Source organism: Alteromonas gilva, from assembly GCF_028595265.1.
Lineage (GTDB): Bacteria > Pseudomonadota > Gammaproteobacteria > Enterobacterales > Alteromonadaceae > Alteromonas > Alteromonas gilva.
The window spans coordinates 1867255-1883642 of sequence record NZ_JAQQXP010000001.1 but is presented as its reverse complement, the minus strand read 5'-3'; the positions used below and the strand labels follow the sequence as shown (position 1 = coordinate 1883642).

Sequence of the window (16388 nt, the reverse complement as noted above, 5' to 3'; positions counted from 1 at the left end):
TACTCACAACGATTACAGAACGCTCTATGTCATTCATACCTCGTGTGGCCATGCTGGCCCTCTCTTTTGGCGCTGTTGCTCAGAGCCTGGCCAGTCAACCAACGCCACCTCAATCCGCGCCGCAGCCACAGTCTGAATCACAGGCACAGCCGCAACACTCAGAGCATGAGCATGGCCATGATGAGCATAGTGACGACGTGGAAAAGATTGTTGTTCAGGCAACCCGTTCAGGTCGCATTGCTGATGAGCAGCCCATTCGCACTGAAATTATCAATCGTGAAGAAATCACCGAAAAAGCCACCATGCGTCCGGGCAATATCTCTATGCTGGTGGCAGAAACCGGTGGCGTGCGTGTGCAGACTACTTCTCCGGCATTAGGCAGCGCCAACATTCGCCTGCAGGGCATGTACGGCAGGTACACGCAATTGCTGGCTGACGGCTTACCACTGTATGGCAATCAGGCGGCATCAATTGGTCTGCTGCAAATTCCACCAACCGACTTAGGGCGTGTCGAAATTATCAAAGGCTCAGCGTCTTCTTTGTATGGAGGTTCGGCGTTAGGCGGTGTGATTAATCTGGTGTCACGACGGCCCGGTGATGAGTTCAGCGGCGAAACATTAATAAATTTAACCACCCGCGACGGTCAGGATGTGACCACCTATGTTGAATCGCCACTGTCTGACACCTTAAGCGGCTCGGTAACGGCAGGCGCACATCATCAAAAAAGTGAAGATACCAATAGCGACGACTGGATTGATTTAGCCGGCTATGAGCGATATACCCTTCGGCCCCGGCTATTCTGGCAGGGAGGCGACGGTGAGAGTCTGTATGTTACCGCGGGGTACATGACAGAAAATCGTCATGGCGGCACGGTGACAGGTGGTGTGGTTGCAGATGGCAATGAGTTTCAGCACAGCCAGCAGTCACAGCGCACCGATGGCGGCCTGGTATTTTCTAAACCACTGGGTAATCAATTCACCTTTTCGACCAGAGCGTCAGCGATGCTGCAAGAGCATGATCATCGTTATGGTAATGATAGCGAAAACGACAAACACGAAAGCTATCTGTTTGAAAGCAGCCTGTCCGGCTACAGCGATAACAGTGACTGGGTGGTGGGTTTGGCCTATCAGTCAGATCGTTACCAATCAACAACCTATCCAGAGTTCGATTATTCTTATTCGGTGCCCGGGCTGTTCGCGCAACTCGATTATGAGATAACCTCCGAACTTACCACCTCTTACAGTATTCGTGCCGATGATCACAATGAGTTTGGCACGCAGCTAAGCCCCAGGCTTTCGGTATTGTATCGCCCCGGCGATGTGACCATCAGAGGATCCTACGGACAGGGTTTTTATGCGCCTACCCCCTTCGTGGAAGAGATTGAAGCTGCCGGGCTATCGCGACTTGCGCCCATACAAAACTTGCAGGAAGAAGAAGCACAAACCGCCTCACTGGATTTTACCTACACCTTAGACAACATCGAAACCAGTCTTACGCTGTTTGGTTCAAATGTTGATAATGCCACAGAGTTAGAGGCATTTTCGTCTGCCGGGAATGCAGTACTGGATAGGGTAAGACTCGTCAATGTTGATGGCGAGAGCCAGATCCGCGGCTCAGAAGTGCTGCTGCGTTATTACTGGCAAGACATTAAGCTAACAGCGAGCTACCTGTACCTGGATGCCACCGAGGAAATGGCAACCAACAACGACAGACAAGAAATGGCGCTCACTCCGCGACATTCAGCGGGCTTTGTGGCGATGTGGGAGCAGCATGGTAATTTTCGCGCCGGTTTTGAAGCGTATTACACCGGCTCACAGCGATTAAACAACAATCCTTACCGGGAGGTGTCTGAGCCCTATTGGCATCTGGGCCTCATGGGAGAACTCACCATGGGTCGGGTAAGCTGGTTTATTAATCTGGAAAACCTGTTAGATGTAAAACAAAACGATGAACATCCGCTGTTATTGCCTGCTCGCGCACCTAGCGGCCGATGGACCACAGATATCTGGTCGAGAAACGACGGCTTTATCGCCAATGCAGGGGTAAGGGTTCAATTCGGCCACTGATATTGTCGGTGTCTGAGCTGTGCGAGCTCAGCTAAGGTTATTATGCAGCTACAGTGATTCACTCGCTGTTGAGCTTTAAAACTTAACCTTACGCGAATAGCTTTCGACGGCTCCCTGCACTTGCTTGCCTTTGCAACGGCGGTTAGCTAAAAACAGCAGTAGCGATGCCTCCCCCCTACCGGCAAAAAAAAACGGGCAACGTGAGTTGCCCGTAATGGTTGGGAGGGTATTACATGTCCTGTTAAAAAAGCCTAGGCAACCTCGGCCTGCTGCTCCAACTCTTCTTCTGTCTGGTGAGACAGCAGATATTCAAACGCAGCCAGCGACGCTTTTGCTCCTTCGCCCATCGAAATGACGATTTGTTTATAAGGAACCGTGGTTACGTCCCCTGCCGCAAAAATACCCGGCTCAGAGGTGTTGCATTTGTGATCAACAATAATCTCGCCGTGCTTACTTAAATCCACCACATCTTTCATAAACTGGCTGTTAGGCACTAAACCTATTTGAATAAACACACCAGCAAGTGGCAGACGGTGCTCTTCGTTAGTCGCACGGTCCTGATACTCTATGGCACTCACCTTGCCGTTATCGGCCACAATCTGCTTGGTCGCCGCATTTTTAATAATCTTGATGTTGTCGCGTTTTAACGCTTGATCAATTAACACCTGATCCGCTTTAAGCGTTGGCATAAACTCAAATACGGTCACTGACTTTACAATGCCGGCCAAATCAAGCGCTGCCTCAATACCGGAGTTACCGCCACCAATTACGGCAACATCTTTGCCTTTAAAGAACGGGCCGTCACAGTGTGGGCAGTAAGCCACGCCGTTACCCACGTTTTCTTTTTCTCCGGGTACACCTAGTTCTCTCCAGCGTGCGCCGGTGGCAACAACCAGCGATTTGGTTTTAATTTGCTCACCCGACGAGAGGGTCAGCGTTTTAATATTGCCTTTTTCGATATTATCTACCCGCACATGCTCTTTAAGCGTGATGTCGTAGTCTTTCATGTGCTCGGCTAAGTTACCCACCAGTTCCGGACCGGTGGTTTTCGGTACAGAGATAAGGTTTTCGATGCCCATGGTGTCTTTCACCTGACCACCAAAGCGATCGGCAATAACAGTAACTTTTAATCCTTTACGTGCGCTGTATATAGCAGCACTTACGCCTGCCGGACCACCACCGATTACCGTCACGTCCTGCAGTGGCAGAGACTGACCGGCGTTAGCCTGTTTAAGGCTTGGATCGTGTTCCAGTAACTTGTCTATCAGTGTCGCGGCGTCGACTTTGCCGTTCGCAAACAACTCGCCGTTTAAATACACACTGGGTACACCCTGAATATCCCGCTCTTCTACCAGCGATTGATACAACCCACCGTCAATCATTTCTGACGAGATGTTGGGGTTTAATAGCGCGAACTGGTTTAGTGCCTGGACAACATCCGGGCAGTTATGACAGCTCAGGCTAATGAAAACTTCAAATTTAAGTTCGTCTTTAACACCTTTAACTATCGACTGTACGCTGTTGTCGATTTTAAGTTCGGTGCCTGATGCGTGCAGCAGCGCCAGAACAAATGAGTTGAACTCATGTCCGCCTGGGATCCCGGAAAAACGAATACCGGTGTCCTCGCCATCAGCTTCCAGTAAAAAGCTGATTGCACTGCGTAATACGCCGTTTGTATCGCGTTCTTCCAACTGGATCTTGTCGCTTACACCTGCCACATCAGACAGAAACTTCTTGAGCTCATCGCGTTTGCTGTGCTCACCTGTTTGCAGAACAAAAGTGACGTCTTTCTGCATAGACGCGGTATAACCTTTTAAAGCGGTTAAAATTTCTTGCGTTAACATAGTAAATTCTGCCTTGGTTAATGTGTGGGAAAAGTGTGCGGGCTGAGTGCCCGCACCGACAGTTATCGTTGGTTAAACACCTGGAGTAACCAGGTCAGTTTAGATTTTGCCAACCAGATCTAATGATGGTGCCAGAGTTGCTTCACCTTCTTTCCATTTGGCTGGGCAAACTTCGCCTGGGTGCGATGCAACGTACTGTGCTGCTTTTACTTTACGTACCAGGTCGTCGGCGTCACGGCCAATACCTTCGGCAGTGATTTCCATTGCCTGGATGATACCGTCAGGGTCAACCACGAAAGTTGCACGGTCAGCAAGACCCATGTTTTCACGCATACAGTCGAAGTTGCGGGTAATAGTACCGGTTGGGTCACCAATCATGGCAAATTTGATTTTACCAATGGTTTCTGACGCTTCGTGCCATGCCGCGTGGGTAAAGTGCGTGTCGGTAGATACTGAGAACACTTCTACGCCACGTGATTGCAGCTCTTCGTATTTGTCAGCAATATCACCTAACTCAGTTGGGCATACAAAGGTAAAGTCTGCCGGATAAAACACAAATACCGCCCACTTGCCCTGGATATCTTCGCTGCTTACTTCGATTAGCTCGCCATCTTTAAATGCATTCGCTGTGAATGGTTTGATTTGGGTATTAATTAAAGCCATTTACTTTCTCCTAGAGTTAGATGTATTAACGCTTCTGTTAATCATAAAAATCACTGCGTGATTACTGTCTTAATGCAATCACACTATTGATTTGCTAATGAGTTACGGATTTTCAACCCGAATGGATTGTTAAACCGCGTCCCCTTACAAGATGAGATAAGCTTAACGGGCTAATGAATGAATTTATAATTGGATTTGTTGAAAGGCTTATTCGAGAAAAGCTATCAATAAGCTATTTTGAATAGGAATTAATCAATATTTGAGAACGTAATGACTCTCATTTAACCAGCAGGCTTGATTTACCGGGGTCAAAGACTTTGCCAGGCGTTATGGCAAAATAACTCATACGTGTTTGAAAGTGTTTATAATTGCTTGTGACAGCCAGGAAAGCTAGCGTGTATTTAGCTACTTACCGGTATGGGGTTGGGGCGCAGTTCCTCAGCAGAATGAGCGCCTCAGCAGAAGGTGCTGCGGCTAACACTGCAGCGCAGAAAAGTTCTGCCTGCAGTGACAGGTAAAGAAAACCGGTCTGGCTAACCCGCGTCAGCCTGAACTTCACTCATACCAAGGGCGTGCAGATATTCGTCGCGCTTTTGTTGTTGTCCGGGTACCAGGGTGTCTTTATTCAGCAAATCCGCTGCGGTTTGCGCAATGCTAAATTGCGCATCGTCGAGGGGCTCTTTTTTATTAATATGAACCAGTACTTTTAACAAGCTAAAGGCAATCGACTTATCCTGGGGCGACAACGTCATGGCCTGGCACAGGTTATTAAAGGCTGGCAGTATGCGGTTTTCGCGGTAATTCACCGCTGCCATTTCTTTGAGTTCTTTGGTGGTAAATTTAATTTCACGCCGCTCGATTTCTTCTCGTTTCAGGTATTCATCCACCACCTGACTAACCAGCGTGTCACCTTCTAACTGAGAGCGTAACGAATCGAGAATCGCCAGGCACTCTTCTTTCATCCCTAACTCATGATAGGCCTTCATGAGATCAAGGTTGTCTTCGAGGTTCATGGTGATTTCTTTATTAAGATTGTCTTTGAGCATTTTCTCAGCAGACTTCTTATTATTTTTGATCGATTCTACCCGCGCTTTAATAACCAGTAATTTATTACCCAGGCTTGGCTCGCTGGTATCTGAGGTATCAACCGCGAGAATTTCCTTATGGATTTTACGTTGCAGCTTTTCAGATTCAGCGCCAGTAACACTGGCGGCCAGGTCGACCATGGTTCTCACCACATTTAAACTCAGCTCCGGCGAGTCATGAATGGAATTTTTGGCATACTTGGCCATATTCTGCACGGCGTCGAGCTGACCATACTTATCACGATTTAAGCGCGCTAAATCCCACAGCTTTTTATTTCGCTCAATGTTTCGCGGGGCCAGCTTGCTGGCTGCCTTTACCTGCTCGTAGGCAATATCGAACTGTTCTTTGCTAATGTAATACTGAGCCAGTAAATCGTAGGTTAAAAAGCGGGTATCCGGGCGTTGCAGTAAGTCTTCAGCCAGCAGCTCCGCCTCCAGTACTTTATCTTGTTTAAACAAGGATCTGACTAAACCAATATTTACCCAGGCATGATCGTAATCGTTTTTCAGATTAGTAAAATAACGCTCTGCTGAGCCATATTCACGAAGCTGCAGTAAACACTCGCCAATCATGCGCTTTAAGCGGGGATGATATTCAACCAGGCTACTATCGGTTAAGCCTCGCTCAGCATGATAGATCGCCGCAGAATAATCGGCGCTGTCCATGCAGTGCATCACTTTATGCAATTTACGGCGAACGTTAATTAAATACTCAAAACGCTTTTGGATACGCTTTTTATCCAGCGGCTTTACCCAAAAATCATCTGGCTGCAGCTCAATAATACAGTTAACTAATGATGCACTGGTTTCAGCACTTAAAAACACCACCGTGGTTTTATCGGAAATATAGTTATTGTGTTTGAGCTCTTCGAATAAATGGAAGCCGTCTTTGTCGTTGCTCACGTTAAACGCCAGCAATACCACATCGAACTGAAACTTTTCGCATAACCGCAACGCGTGATAGGCATTTTGCGCGCTACTTACCTGACGTACACCCAGTTCCAATAATGCAGACTTAGCCAAATCATGAATTAACGCCTGGTTATCAACAACCAGCACCCTTATTTCATCAATCGATTTAGGTAACGGGAATTTATCCATCATAAGTAACCACTCAACACTTGATAGCGTTCCTTGTATATGTCGGCATCAGCACTTGTACGCACATAAAAAACGGAAAAAAAGGCGTACTTCACGCTATATTTCACGGTACTGAGCAGCATGTTGTTATCGGCAACATTATTCATATTAATGTAATTTTCTGATGTTATCCCGTTTTTCCAAAAACTGCCACTATCACGCTTACACCTTTAGGCTATTTATTAACCAATCAGATTTGGCTGTTGCGTTAATTTGGCGGATTAACCCGCTGCGCTGTAGAGTCGTTCACTCTAAACCAGCCCGCAATGGAGAACCGGTCACGTTTGGCAGGCAATACCTCGTGGGGAAACTCCTCACTTAAAAATATCACCAGGGTACCTGCCAGCGGCGTTACATTTATGCTGTCGGGCTGGTTGTCGGGCGGATAAATAACCAGTTCGCCACCATCGTTATGCCCCCAGTCAGAGTTTAAATAAAAGACCGTCGACAATACCCGGTTAGATTGGCCCTGAAATGCATCAAAATGGCGCTTGTAAAAACTGCCCGGAGGATAATGTGCAAAATGGCTTTCATAGGAAAACAGGCCCAGGAACAGGCGGGTATTCAAATAGCTTTTTAAGCAATCCATCCAGTTTAGCCAGGCGGCCGTGACTGCCGCGTTACCCTGGATCCAACAAATTTCATCAGTCCGAACAAACTCATTTTGCTGGTATTGCTGGTTACGGCCAATGCCAGCCGGATCAAAACCTACCGCCTGCTGAGCGTAATCGGTTAAACGGTGGGTTAACGCCATGGGTAGCGCATTTGGCACAATACTGAAACCGCGCTGTAAAATATCGTCGGCAATGCTGGCAAAAAGCGGCTCAGGGGCTGCGGTGCCAACACTTTGGGCATGATCGGAAAATTGCATTGTTATAGCAAAAAATTCAACGGTAATAAAAAAGGATAAATATACCTAAACAGCCGAACTAGCAAGCATTTTGTGCGATTTATATGACTGTTTTAATGCGGCGATAGCTATATCAGTAAAAACCTGTCGTTGGTCGGGCTTTCGTGCTGAAACTCTGTGGTTAAGGGTGGAGCCTAACGTGGCATCATGCTATGTTGCTTGCAATTTATTGTCGTATTTTGACGAGCGTGTAATGAGCGAAGAAACCTATACCGAAGATACCGAACACCATTTGGATTTACGTCATCTGACTCTCGATGACTATCAGGATGTCAAAGAACTCATGGATGATGTTTACCGTAACGTCGGCGGTGCATGGCCATTTAAAAATTATAAAGCGCAAATCACCACCTTTCCTGACGGCCAGATCTGTATAGAAGACAAAGGCAAAGTGGTCGCTTTTGCGATTTCTGTCATTGTCGATTACGACCAGTTTGGCGACAAACACTCCTACGATGAAATCACCGGCGATGCCTACCTGACAACACACGATCCAAACGGCGACGTTCTGTATGGCGTTGAAGTGATTGTATCACCGGAGTATCGTGGTTTACGGTTAGGACGACGTTTATACGAAGCCCGTAAAGAGTTGTGTCGCAACCTTAATTTAAAATCGATTATGGCCGGTGGCCGTATACCTAATTATGGTCAGTTTGCTAACGAAATGACGCCTTACGAATACATTGAAAAGGTCAAGGCAAAAGATATATACGACCCCATTCTGACCTTTCAGATTTCTAACGGTTTCGAAGTTAAACAGATTATGCAGGCTTACCTGCCGGAAGACAAAGCGTCAAATGGCTATGCCACCCTATTGCAGTGGCATAATATCTATTATGAGCCAGGCAACCCACAGCTTATCGGCGGTAAAAAAAGTTCTGCCCGTATTGGCTGTGTGCAGTGGCAGATGCGCTATTTCGAGAATGTTGGAGAGTTACTCCAGCAAGTGGAGTACTTTGTTGACGCGTTATCCGACTACGGCTGTGATGTCGCGTTGTTCCCGGAGTTTTTTAACGCACCCTTAATGGGATTGGCCGAGTCTGAATCATCTATCGACGCCATTTGGCACCTGGCTGAATATACCGATGAAATTCTGACCTCAACCTCGCGGCTGGCGGTATCTTACAATATCAACATTATTGCTGGTTCAGTGCCCGTTATCGAAGATGAAGAACTGTACAATGTAAGCTACCTGTGTAAGCGCGACGGTACCATTGAAAGCCAGTACAAACTCCACCCAACTCCCCATGAGAAAAAAGACTGGATCATGAAGGGCGGCAACTACCTGCGCTGTTTTGACACAGACTTTGGCAAAATTGGTATCCTGATTTGTTACGACGTTGAATTTCCTGAACTGGCGCGGGTGTTGTCAGAACAAGAAATGCAAATTCTGTTTGTACCGTTTTGGACCGATACCAAAAATGGTTACCTGCGGGTTCGCCGCTGCGCCCAGGCGCGGGCTATCGAAAACGAATGCTACGTGGCCATCGCCGGCAGTGTCGGTAATCTGCCCAAAGTAGATAACGTCGACATTCAGTACGGGCAAACTGCGGTGTTCTCGCCATCTGATTTTGCTTTCCCTCACGATGCCATTGTGTCGGAAACCACGCCGAATACTGAAATGACCCTGATTGTTGATTTGGATTTAGACAAACTCACTAAACTCCAGAACGAGGGGTCGGTGCGCAATTACCTCGACCGCCGCAGGGATCTGTACCGCGTTGAGTGGTTTGGTGGAGAGGACTAATGCGCCGGCTAACACTTTGCGTGGTCGCGTTGTTGGCCACGTTCAGCCAAACGATGATGGCCGCCACGCAGTCATCGTTTTACCAGCGCCACGACAATGAGCAGGCCGTATTAAATGAGGCCCTCGGCAACGCCAGGCAAGCTTCTACTTTAGTGGCAGTGGTGCTTGGCGCACAGTGGTGTCATGACTCCCGGGCGCTGGCTGACTTTATGCAGTCACCAGCACTGGCAACACCGCTGGCCGAATTTGAGATGGTTACCATCGACGTGGGCTTTTTGGAAAATAAAAAGTCACTGATAGCCCAACTCGATTACCCTGCTTACTTTGCCACGCCGACCTTACTACTGGTCGACCCGGCAACGCAGCAAGTGGTTAACCGCGCTTCTCTGATACGCTGGCAAAATGCCCACAACGAATCGGCAGATGCGCTGGCCAGCTACCTGCAGCACGCGTTACAACAATGGCAGCAGCAACAAACGCCTGTGCCGCCAACGACGGCCATCGCCGCATTTGAGAACGCCCAGGCCGATGAGCTTTATCGCCATTACGCAAAGTTAGGCAAGCTTCTGGCCTTAGAAAACGAAGGCGAAGCGGTTCCAACGCTCAACGACAAATGGCGGCAGGTAAAAACCTATCGTATGCAGTTACAGCAGGATATTATTGATATGCATAACAAAGGGGAAACTGGCGATAATTTGCCCACCTATGCACCCATTAGCTGGTAATTATTCAAAAATTGCTGTCATCTATTGGTATTGCAAACTAAATAGCGATAACATCATAAAAAGGCCTGGGTGCCTGATTTATCTGTAACATCCATAAGCACGCCACAGTTGTTATTAAGAGGAAATATGGCTAATAATTCGAGAGACGATGATTTTCCGACAATACGACTCGATGAAGAAGACCGCAGAGGCTTTCAAACTAAAACCTCACCTGCCAGCCGTTCGGCAAGCGCTGCGACCAATTCGGCATCGCCTGAGCCGAAAAAAACGTCCGGTGGAGGGTCTGGTTGGGCAATCATTGCATTACTGCTGGCCATTGCAGGCTGCGGCGCCGCTGGCTACTTATTTACCGTAATACAAACACAGCAGGATGCGCTGCTAAGTGCCAGTAACCGGATCCAGCAATTAGAAAACAAGCTGTCTGCCACCGGTGAAGAAATGGGCGAGTCAACCGTTGCTTTACAAGTTAAAGTGACCGAGCTGACCAATAAAAGCGCAGAGCTGTGGGAGCAAATGGACAAGCTGTGGGCATCAGCGTGGCGTCGAAATCAAAAAGAAATAGCCGATCTCACCGACCGGGTTGCCAGTGACAACAAAGCGATGCAGGAGTCGGTGTCGCAGGTAGCGCGCAATGTAGACAACCAAAAAACGCAGTTAGCAAGCATCAGATCAAGCATTGAAACCGTTTCCGATGAGATGCTGGCAATTAATGTGCAAATGGAACAGTTGGCCGCGACCGGCGGTGAACGTCAGCAAGCCATTAAAAATCTTGGCGACAAGCTTGCCTTGTTAGAGCAACGTAATAATGCCTTGTCGAGCCGTATTGCAACCCTCGAAAACAATCTGCGTGATCTGGCAACCAAGGTTGTCAGCTCCCCCTCAGGCAAGAGCTCATCAGGACCGGCACCTTCAGCTGGTCAGTAACCCTATCGGCCCGCCCGTCAACATGACGGGCTACCATCTTGAGTGTTTTTTAAACAAAAATCATCCTTATGCTACGTTGACGCGTAACTATTACTCTTAAATGCTGCAATGCCGCAACTTACAGGGAGTAATGGTATGAAAACGGTCACATTATCATTGGCATTATAGGGCGGTGGCGCTCATGGTGCCTTCACCTGGGGCGTTTTAAACCGGCTGCTCAGCGAATCATGGATTCAGATCCAAGGTATCAGTGTTGCCAGCGCCGGGGCAATGAACGCCGTAATGCTGGCCAAAGGCTGGTGTAAAAATGGTGCTGCAGGTGCCCGCCAGGCGCTCGCCGACTTTTGGTACGATGTAGCAACACAGGATACCGGGTTTGATGTGCCTGACCCAATTAAGTCGTCAGTCACCAAGTGGTGACAAGGCGCTTTCCAGTACCTCTCATCTTACGATGTGAATGTGTTCGACGTAAACCCACTGCGTGACATTGTCGCCAGGCACGTTGATTTTACCGCACTGCAACAGGCGACACTGCCTGTTTGCTTAGCTGCTAGTGGCTTGCTACGTGACGGTTAAGCAGATCATACAGGAGTTTAATATCTATAGGTTTAGACAGGTAATCGTCAAAGCCCACCTGATTATAAAGCTCGATATCATGGGTCATGGCATTTGCTGTGACCGCAATAATCAGTGCATGTTGGTCGAATTGTTTAATGCGCTTACACGCTTCTATGCCGTCCATCTCGGGCATTTGAATATCCATTAAAATGATATCCGGGCGTTTACTGCCAGCAAACTCCACCGCCTCCTTGCCGTTCACAACAAAAAACACCTTTGAGTTCGTCTCTTCGAGCATAGCCTCAAGTACTAATCGGTTGATGTCGTTGTCTTCGGCCACCAGTACAGTACGACCGCCAAGATCGCAGGAAGCGTGATTATCCGTGGTGTCGTTCGCAGCGTCGGGTTCATTGACGCCTTGCTGCGCTGGCTCCATGGGCAGCGTAATAGTAAATTCCGAACCTTGCTCAAGTTGGCTTTGCACATGTATTTTACCGCCCATCAACTCTACTAATGACTGGGTAATCGACAGGCCAAGGCCAGTGCCGCCGTACTTACGGGTCGTTGATGAATCCGCTTGTTCAAATCGTTGAAACAGTCGTTGTAGTGCCGAACCGGACATACCAACTCCGGTATCCTTAACGGCAAAGCAAAGCTCACTTTCAGTAGGTTGCGTCACCACAATCGTTACGCTTCCCTGTTCAGTAAATTTAATGGCGTTAGTACCAATATTTAACAGTACCTGACGCAGCCGAACCGCATCACCCACCCAGTGATCCACGCTTGCTTCGTTGATAACAGATAACGAGACCTGCTTTTCTGCCAGCATCATGGCCAGATCAGCTTGCAGTGTCTCGAGCATTTCTGAGAGGACAAATGGATGGGCTTCTATACTGATTTTACCGGCTTCAATTTTGGAGAAATCAAGAATGTCATTGATTATCCGACTTAAATTACGAGTAGCAGAGGTCGCATTGTCGAGCAGGTTACGGTCTTGTTCGTTACTTACCACCTTACGCAACAATTGTAAGGTACCGTAAATACCATTTAGCGGCGTACGTATCTCGTGACTCATATTGGCCAGAAAACTCGACTTTGCTTCATTGGCTTTTTCGGCCTGAATTCTGGCATCAGAGAGCTCTCGTTCCCTTCTTAGCTGCGCCGAGAGATCAAAAGCAATCCCAAGATACCCAAACTGTACGCAACTGTCGTCAAGTAAGCTGGTTACGCTCAGGCGTACAGGTACATGTGAGCCGTCTTTGCGTACGTAAGTCCAGTCGTTAGTTATCGTCTGGCCGTCTTTTACCCTGGCAACAAATACTTCAAAACCGGGCGTAACCTCTACCCCGAGCTCTTCAGTCAAGGCCTTGGCTTCTGCCTCGACCTCTGCGCGCAGATGAAAAGGTGCTGGTGTGGTTTTACCCACCACTTCACTGGCAGAATAGCCAAGCAAACGCTCTGCTGCCGGGTTAAATACCGAAATAATGCCGTCGGTATCGGTTGCAATCAGCGCATAGCCCGCGCCCTCTAAAATACTACGCTGCAAAATATTGGCTTGCGCTATCTCATGGGTACGGGCTGCAACTTCATTTTCAAGGCGTTCATTATTAAGCTCAAGCGCACGCTGATTAGCCAGTGCTAATTCCTGCTCGTAACGCTTATTTTCTGCCCGACGACTCCACAGGAGCTGTAAACTTAAAATAATCAGCGCCAGGCTAACAACAACCGCCATTGCATTACTAAAGGCCTGGTTCTTATCTGGCAGTCTCAGGTTATCGATAAAAGCCTGTTTAGGCGTAAGTTGTATTTGCCAGTTTCGGCCGAACAGTTGAAGGTTTTGGTTTGTTTGCAGATCTGCCAGTACCGACTCATCGCGTCTATCAAAAAAAGTTATCGGCTCAGCAGCGGTATTATCGACAATCGTTATCGACACATCGTTCCTAAGACCACTCACCGAAGAGAGAATCTCATCTATCAGCAATGGTGCATAGGTCCAGCCCACCAACGCCGCCATGCGTTCCTCAGGGCTGTCAGGAACCGCCAAACTGTTGTAAACCGGTTGCAGTATCAAAAAGCCCTGCAAGGGCTTTTTATTTGCTTGCACCAGGGTAATGGGCGCTGTTAACTGAATTGAATTGGTTGTCGCAGCGGCGACGGCCGAACGCCGACGCATTGCTTCAGAACCAATGTCTAAACCAATAGCCTGCAGGTTAGCCGACTCAGGCATAATATACTGAATAATAAATTTACTGTTGTTGTGACGGCTTAAGCTTCTAAGTTCAAACTGACCATCGGGGCGATCGTCCCTTGCGCGGGTCAGAAATTCAGCTAAGTCGTCGGCTTCAACCCGTCTGATAAAACCAAATCCGCGCGCCCCCGGATAATTAACAGCATAGTTCTGACTAACCGCATATGCATTCATATTGGCATGCTGCAGATTATTGATATCAAACGCTGATATCGCCCCGCGCAGACTCAGTAAACCAAAGGTATAGCGACCAACACGTTCCCTTACCGCCTCTGTGATTTGCTGTAATCGGTTATCCAGGGTTTCCGCAATTTGGGTGTCACGGGCTTTCAAAAAACCGGCGCTGTGCTGAGCGGCAAAAAAATAGCCGATAACTATGGTTAGCAAAGGAAGCCAGATCAACTTTGTATATCTGTTACGAAACAACGATGACGTTAACGAACTTTTATGGGTCATTTACTGTGCGCGCTCTTTAACATTCACCAACAGCCTGCATTTAACAATGTGAATCCAGTAATATAATTGTTAGGTTTATCAGTATTTTTTGAACTTAGAGTATAGTTAATTATTACCTTTATGCTACTAACGCAGCATAAACATTACTCTCCCGGACACAAAAAAAGCGCCTGAAGGCGCTTTTTTTGTGCTCAATCGCGACTTAACGACGCAGACCAAGACGCTTAATCAGATCAAGATAACCTTGTGCATCTTTACCTTTAAGGTAATCAAGCAGCTTACGGCGTTGGCTAACCATACGCAGCAAACCACGACGCGAGTGGTGGTCTTTCTTGTTAGCTGAAAAGTGTGACTGAAGCTTGTTGATGTTGTGAGTCAACAAAGCAACTTGTACTTGTGGTGAACCAGTATCACCTTCTTTAACACCATATTCAGCAACGATGTTCGCGGTTTCTTCTTTAGTTAGTGACATATATTTCTCCTGATTTAAACTGCCCGACCGATCACTAATTCAGTCAGACAAAACTAAGTGGCGTATTATACGTAGCCTGATGTAAGGTGCAAGCACTATTAATCGTTATAGACCACTGTGCGGCGCGGTGCAACAAACACCTGGTCGCCCGTCGGCTTTTGATCTTTCGGTGCACGAAGCCCCTCGCCGACACCTAAGAACTGCGCCGGGCTAACATCGCTGTTATATACCCGGTACACTTGCCCGGCTTGTAACTCATCCGTGCTGCGTGGCGTAACACTTTGACCATGCTGAAAACGGTGGGTTTCAGCTGTATCAATGTCCACGCAGGGTAGCGATTTTACCGCGGTATCCATCGGCAACAGTAACCCATCAATTGCTGCAAACTCACGGTTTTCAGGGTCTGGATCAACCATCGCTTCCAACTCATCAACACTGATCATATTCGCGGTTGGGTAGTCTGCTACTTTGGTTCGGTGTAAGCGCGTAACATAGGCACCACACCCAAGCTTTTGACCAATATCATCAACCAGTGAGCGTATATAGGTGCCCTTGCTACAGTGCACGCGCATATCAACATCGGGCAGCGCTATGCGGGTAATTTCCAGCGCAAAAATCGTAATATCACGCGCTTCCCGCGGTACCTCTATGCCCTGGCGGGCATAAAAATAAAGCGGCTTGCCCTGATATTTTAATGCAGAAAACATTGACGGGATCTGCTTGCTCTCACCCAAAAATGACAAACAGGCTTCACGTACGTCGGTATCGGAGACCTCTACGGGTTTCTCAGCCACCACTTCACCGTCGGCATCGGATGTCGTGGTACGAATACCTAACCGGGCAGTCACTTCATATTCTTTATCAGCATCGAGCAAGAACTGGGAAAACTTGGTTGCTTCGCCTAAGCAGACCGGAAGCATCCCCGTCGCCAGCGGGTCCAGGGCGCCGGTATGACCGGCTTTTTGTGCCTGATATATCCAGCGTACTTTTTGTAAGATTTGATTAGACGAGCCACCTAACGGTTTATCGATTAACACAATGCCGTTAACTGCACGGCCTTTGCGCTTTCTAGCCATTATCTGTTATTCCTGTTCGTCGTCAGTGTTATTCGTACGCGCTTTGTCACGGGCAATGGTTTCACTGACCAGGTTAGAAATACGTATGCCTTCGGTAATCGAATTATCGGCAAAAAAGTGCAGTTGCGGTACTGCTCGCATACGTACGCGTTTAGCCAGTAAGCCTCGCAAAAAGCCAGCATATTCAGCCAGTTGTTTCATTTGTGCTTTAGCGACAGTTTCGTCGTTATCGTAAATAGTGACAAAAATCTTGGCATGCGCCAGATCCCGTGACACTTCGACACCTGAAATGGTCAGCAACGGCATGTCACCCACCCGGTGTTTATATTCATTTTGCAGCAAGCTGGCCACTTCTTTGTGGATTTGCTGGGCAACCCGATCAGTCCGAGAAAATTCCCGAGCCATAGTTACTCTCCTTTCTGTTATTACCTGTTTCAGGTAACTGCACAGACAAAAGCGGGGGCTACAAAGCCC

The 16388-nt window shown here is 47.9% G+C and carries 12 protein-coding genes and 1 pseudogene; 5 read left to right on the top strand and 8 right to left on the bottom strand.

Annotation, left to right across the window (positions count from 1 at the left end; all coding sequences use genetic code 11):
* The first annotated feature begins 26 nt into the window (after nucleotides 1-26).
* Complete coding sequence (locus OIK42_RS08320) at nucleotides 27-2066, top strand: TonB-dependent receptor plug domain-containing protein (protein WP_273639680.1); 2040 nt, start codon at nucleotides 27-29, stop codon at nucleotides 2064-2066.
* A 251-nt stretch (nucleotides 2067-2317) separates the two neighbouring features.
* Here OIK42_RS08320 and ahpF read toward each other — a convergent pair whose 3' ends face one another.
* The 4 genes from ahpF to OIK42_RS08300 form a co-directional block, all read right to left on the bottom strand.
* Nucleotides 2318-3910, bottom strand: a complete 1593-nt coding sequence (gene ahpF / locus OIK42_RS08315; protein ID WP_273639678.1) for an alkyl hydroperoxide reductase subunit F — start codon at nucleotides 3908-3910, stop codon at nucleotides 2318-2320.
* A gap of 99 nt (nucleotides 3911-4009) precedes the next feature.
* Complete coding sequence (ahpC, locus tag OIK42_RS08310; protein WP_273639677.1) at nucleotides 4010-4573, bottom strand: alkyl hydroperoxide reductase subunit C; 564 nt, start codon at nucleotides 4571-4573, stop codon at nucleotides 4010-4012.
* A gap of 533 nt (nucleotides 4574-5106) precedes the next feature.
* Complete coding sequence (locus OIK42_RS08305) at nucleotides 5107-6762, bottom strand: response regulator (RefSeq protein ID WP_273639676.1); 1656 nt, start codon at nucleotides 6760-6762, stop codon at nucleotides 5107-5109.
* Between the two features lie 244 nt (nucleotides 6763-7006).
* Nucleotides 7007-7669 carry a 2OG-Fe(II) oxygenase gene (locus tag OIK42_RS08300; protein ID WP_273639674.1) on the bottom strand — a complete coding sequence of 221 codons (663 nt, stop codon included), beginning with the start codon at nucleotides 7667-7669 and terminating at the stop codon, nucleotides 7007-7009.
* A 232-nt stretch (nucleotides 7670-7901) separates the two neighbouring features.
* Here OIK42_RS08300 and OIK42_RS08295 point away from each other — a divergent pair, with 232 nt between their 5' ends.
* The 4 genes and pseudogenes from OIK42_RS08295 to OIK42_RS20380 all read left to right on the top strand — a co-directional run.
* Complete coding sequence (locus OIK42_RS08295) at nucleotides 7902-9455, top strand: bifunctional GNAT family N-acetyltransferase/carbon-nitrogen hydrolase family protein (RefSeq protein ID WP_273641452.1); 1554 nt, start codon at nucleotides 7902-7904, stop codon at nucleotides 9453-9455.
* Complete coding sequence (locus OIK42_RS08290; RefSeq protein WP_273639673.1) at nucleotides 9455-10180, top strand: thioredoxin domain-containing protein; 726 nt, start codon at nucleotides 9455-9457, stop codon at nucleotides 10178-10180. The genes OIK42_RS08295 and OIK42_RS08290 overlap by 1 nt, the downstream gene beginning before the upstream one ends.
* A gap of 126 nt (nucleotides 10181-10306) precedes the next feature.
* Nucleotides 10307-11104, top strand: coding sequence for a coiled-coil domain-containing protein (locus tag OIK42_RS08285; protein ID WP_273639672.1), 798 nt, complete (start codon nucleotides 10307-10309; stop codon nucleotides 11102-11104).
* Nucleotides 11105-11284: 180 nt separating this feature from the next.
* Nucleotides 11285-11524, top strand: a pseudogene (locus OIK42_RS20380) (hypothetical protein); the annotation flags it as partial.
* A 130-nt stretch (nucleotides 11525-11654) separates the two neighbouring features.
* On the opposite strand, the gene OIK42_RS08275 reads toward OIK42_RS20380, so the two are convergent.
* The 4 genes from OIK42_RS08275 to rbfA form a co-directional block, all read right to left on the bottom strand.
* Nucleotides 11655-14366, bottom strand: a complete 2712-nt coding sequence (locus tag OIK42_RS08275; protein WP_273639670.1) for a CHASE domain-containing hybrid sensor histidine kinase/response regulator family protein — start codon at nucleotides 14364-14366, stop codon at nucleotides 11655-11657.
* Nucleotides 14367-14568: 202 nt separating this feature from the next.
* Nucleotides 14569-14838 (bottom strand): 30S ribosomal protein S15, encoded by a 270-nt coding sequence (gene rpsO / locus OIK42_RS08270; RefSeq protein WP_273639669.1) that lies wholly within the window; start codon nucleotides 14836-14838, stop codon nucleotides 14569-14571.
* A 98-nt stretch (nucleotides 14839-14936) separates the two neighbouring features.
* Complete coding sequence (truB, locus tag OIK42_RS08265; RefSeq protein ID WP_273639668.1) at nucleotides 14937-15914, bottom strand: tRNA pseudouridine(55) synthase TruB; 978 nt, start codon at nucleotides 15912-15914, stop codon at nucleotides 14937-14939.
* Nucleotides 15915-15920: 6 nt separating this feature from the next.
* Nucleotides 15921-16319 (bottom strand): 30S ribosome-binding factor RbfA, encoded by a 399-nt coding sequence (gene rbfA / locus OIK42_RS08260; RefSeq protein ID WP_273639667.1) that lies wholly within the window; start codon nucleotides 16317-16319, stop codon nucleotides 15921-15923.
* Nucleotides 16320-16388: the final 69 nt, after the last annotated feature.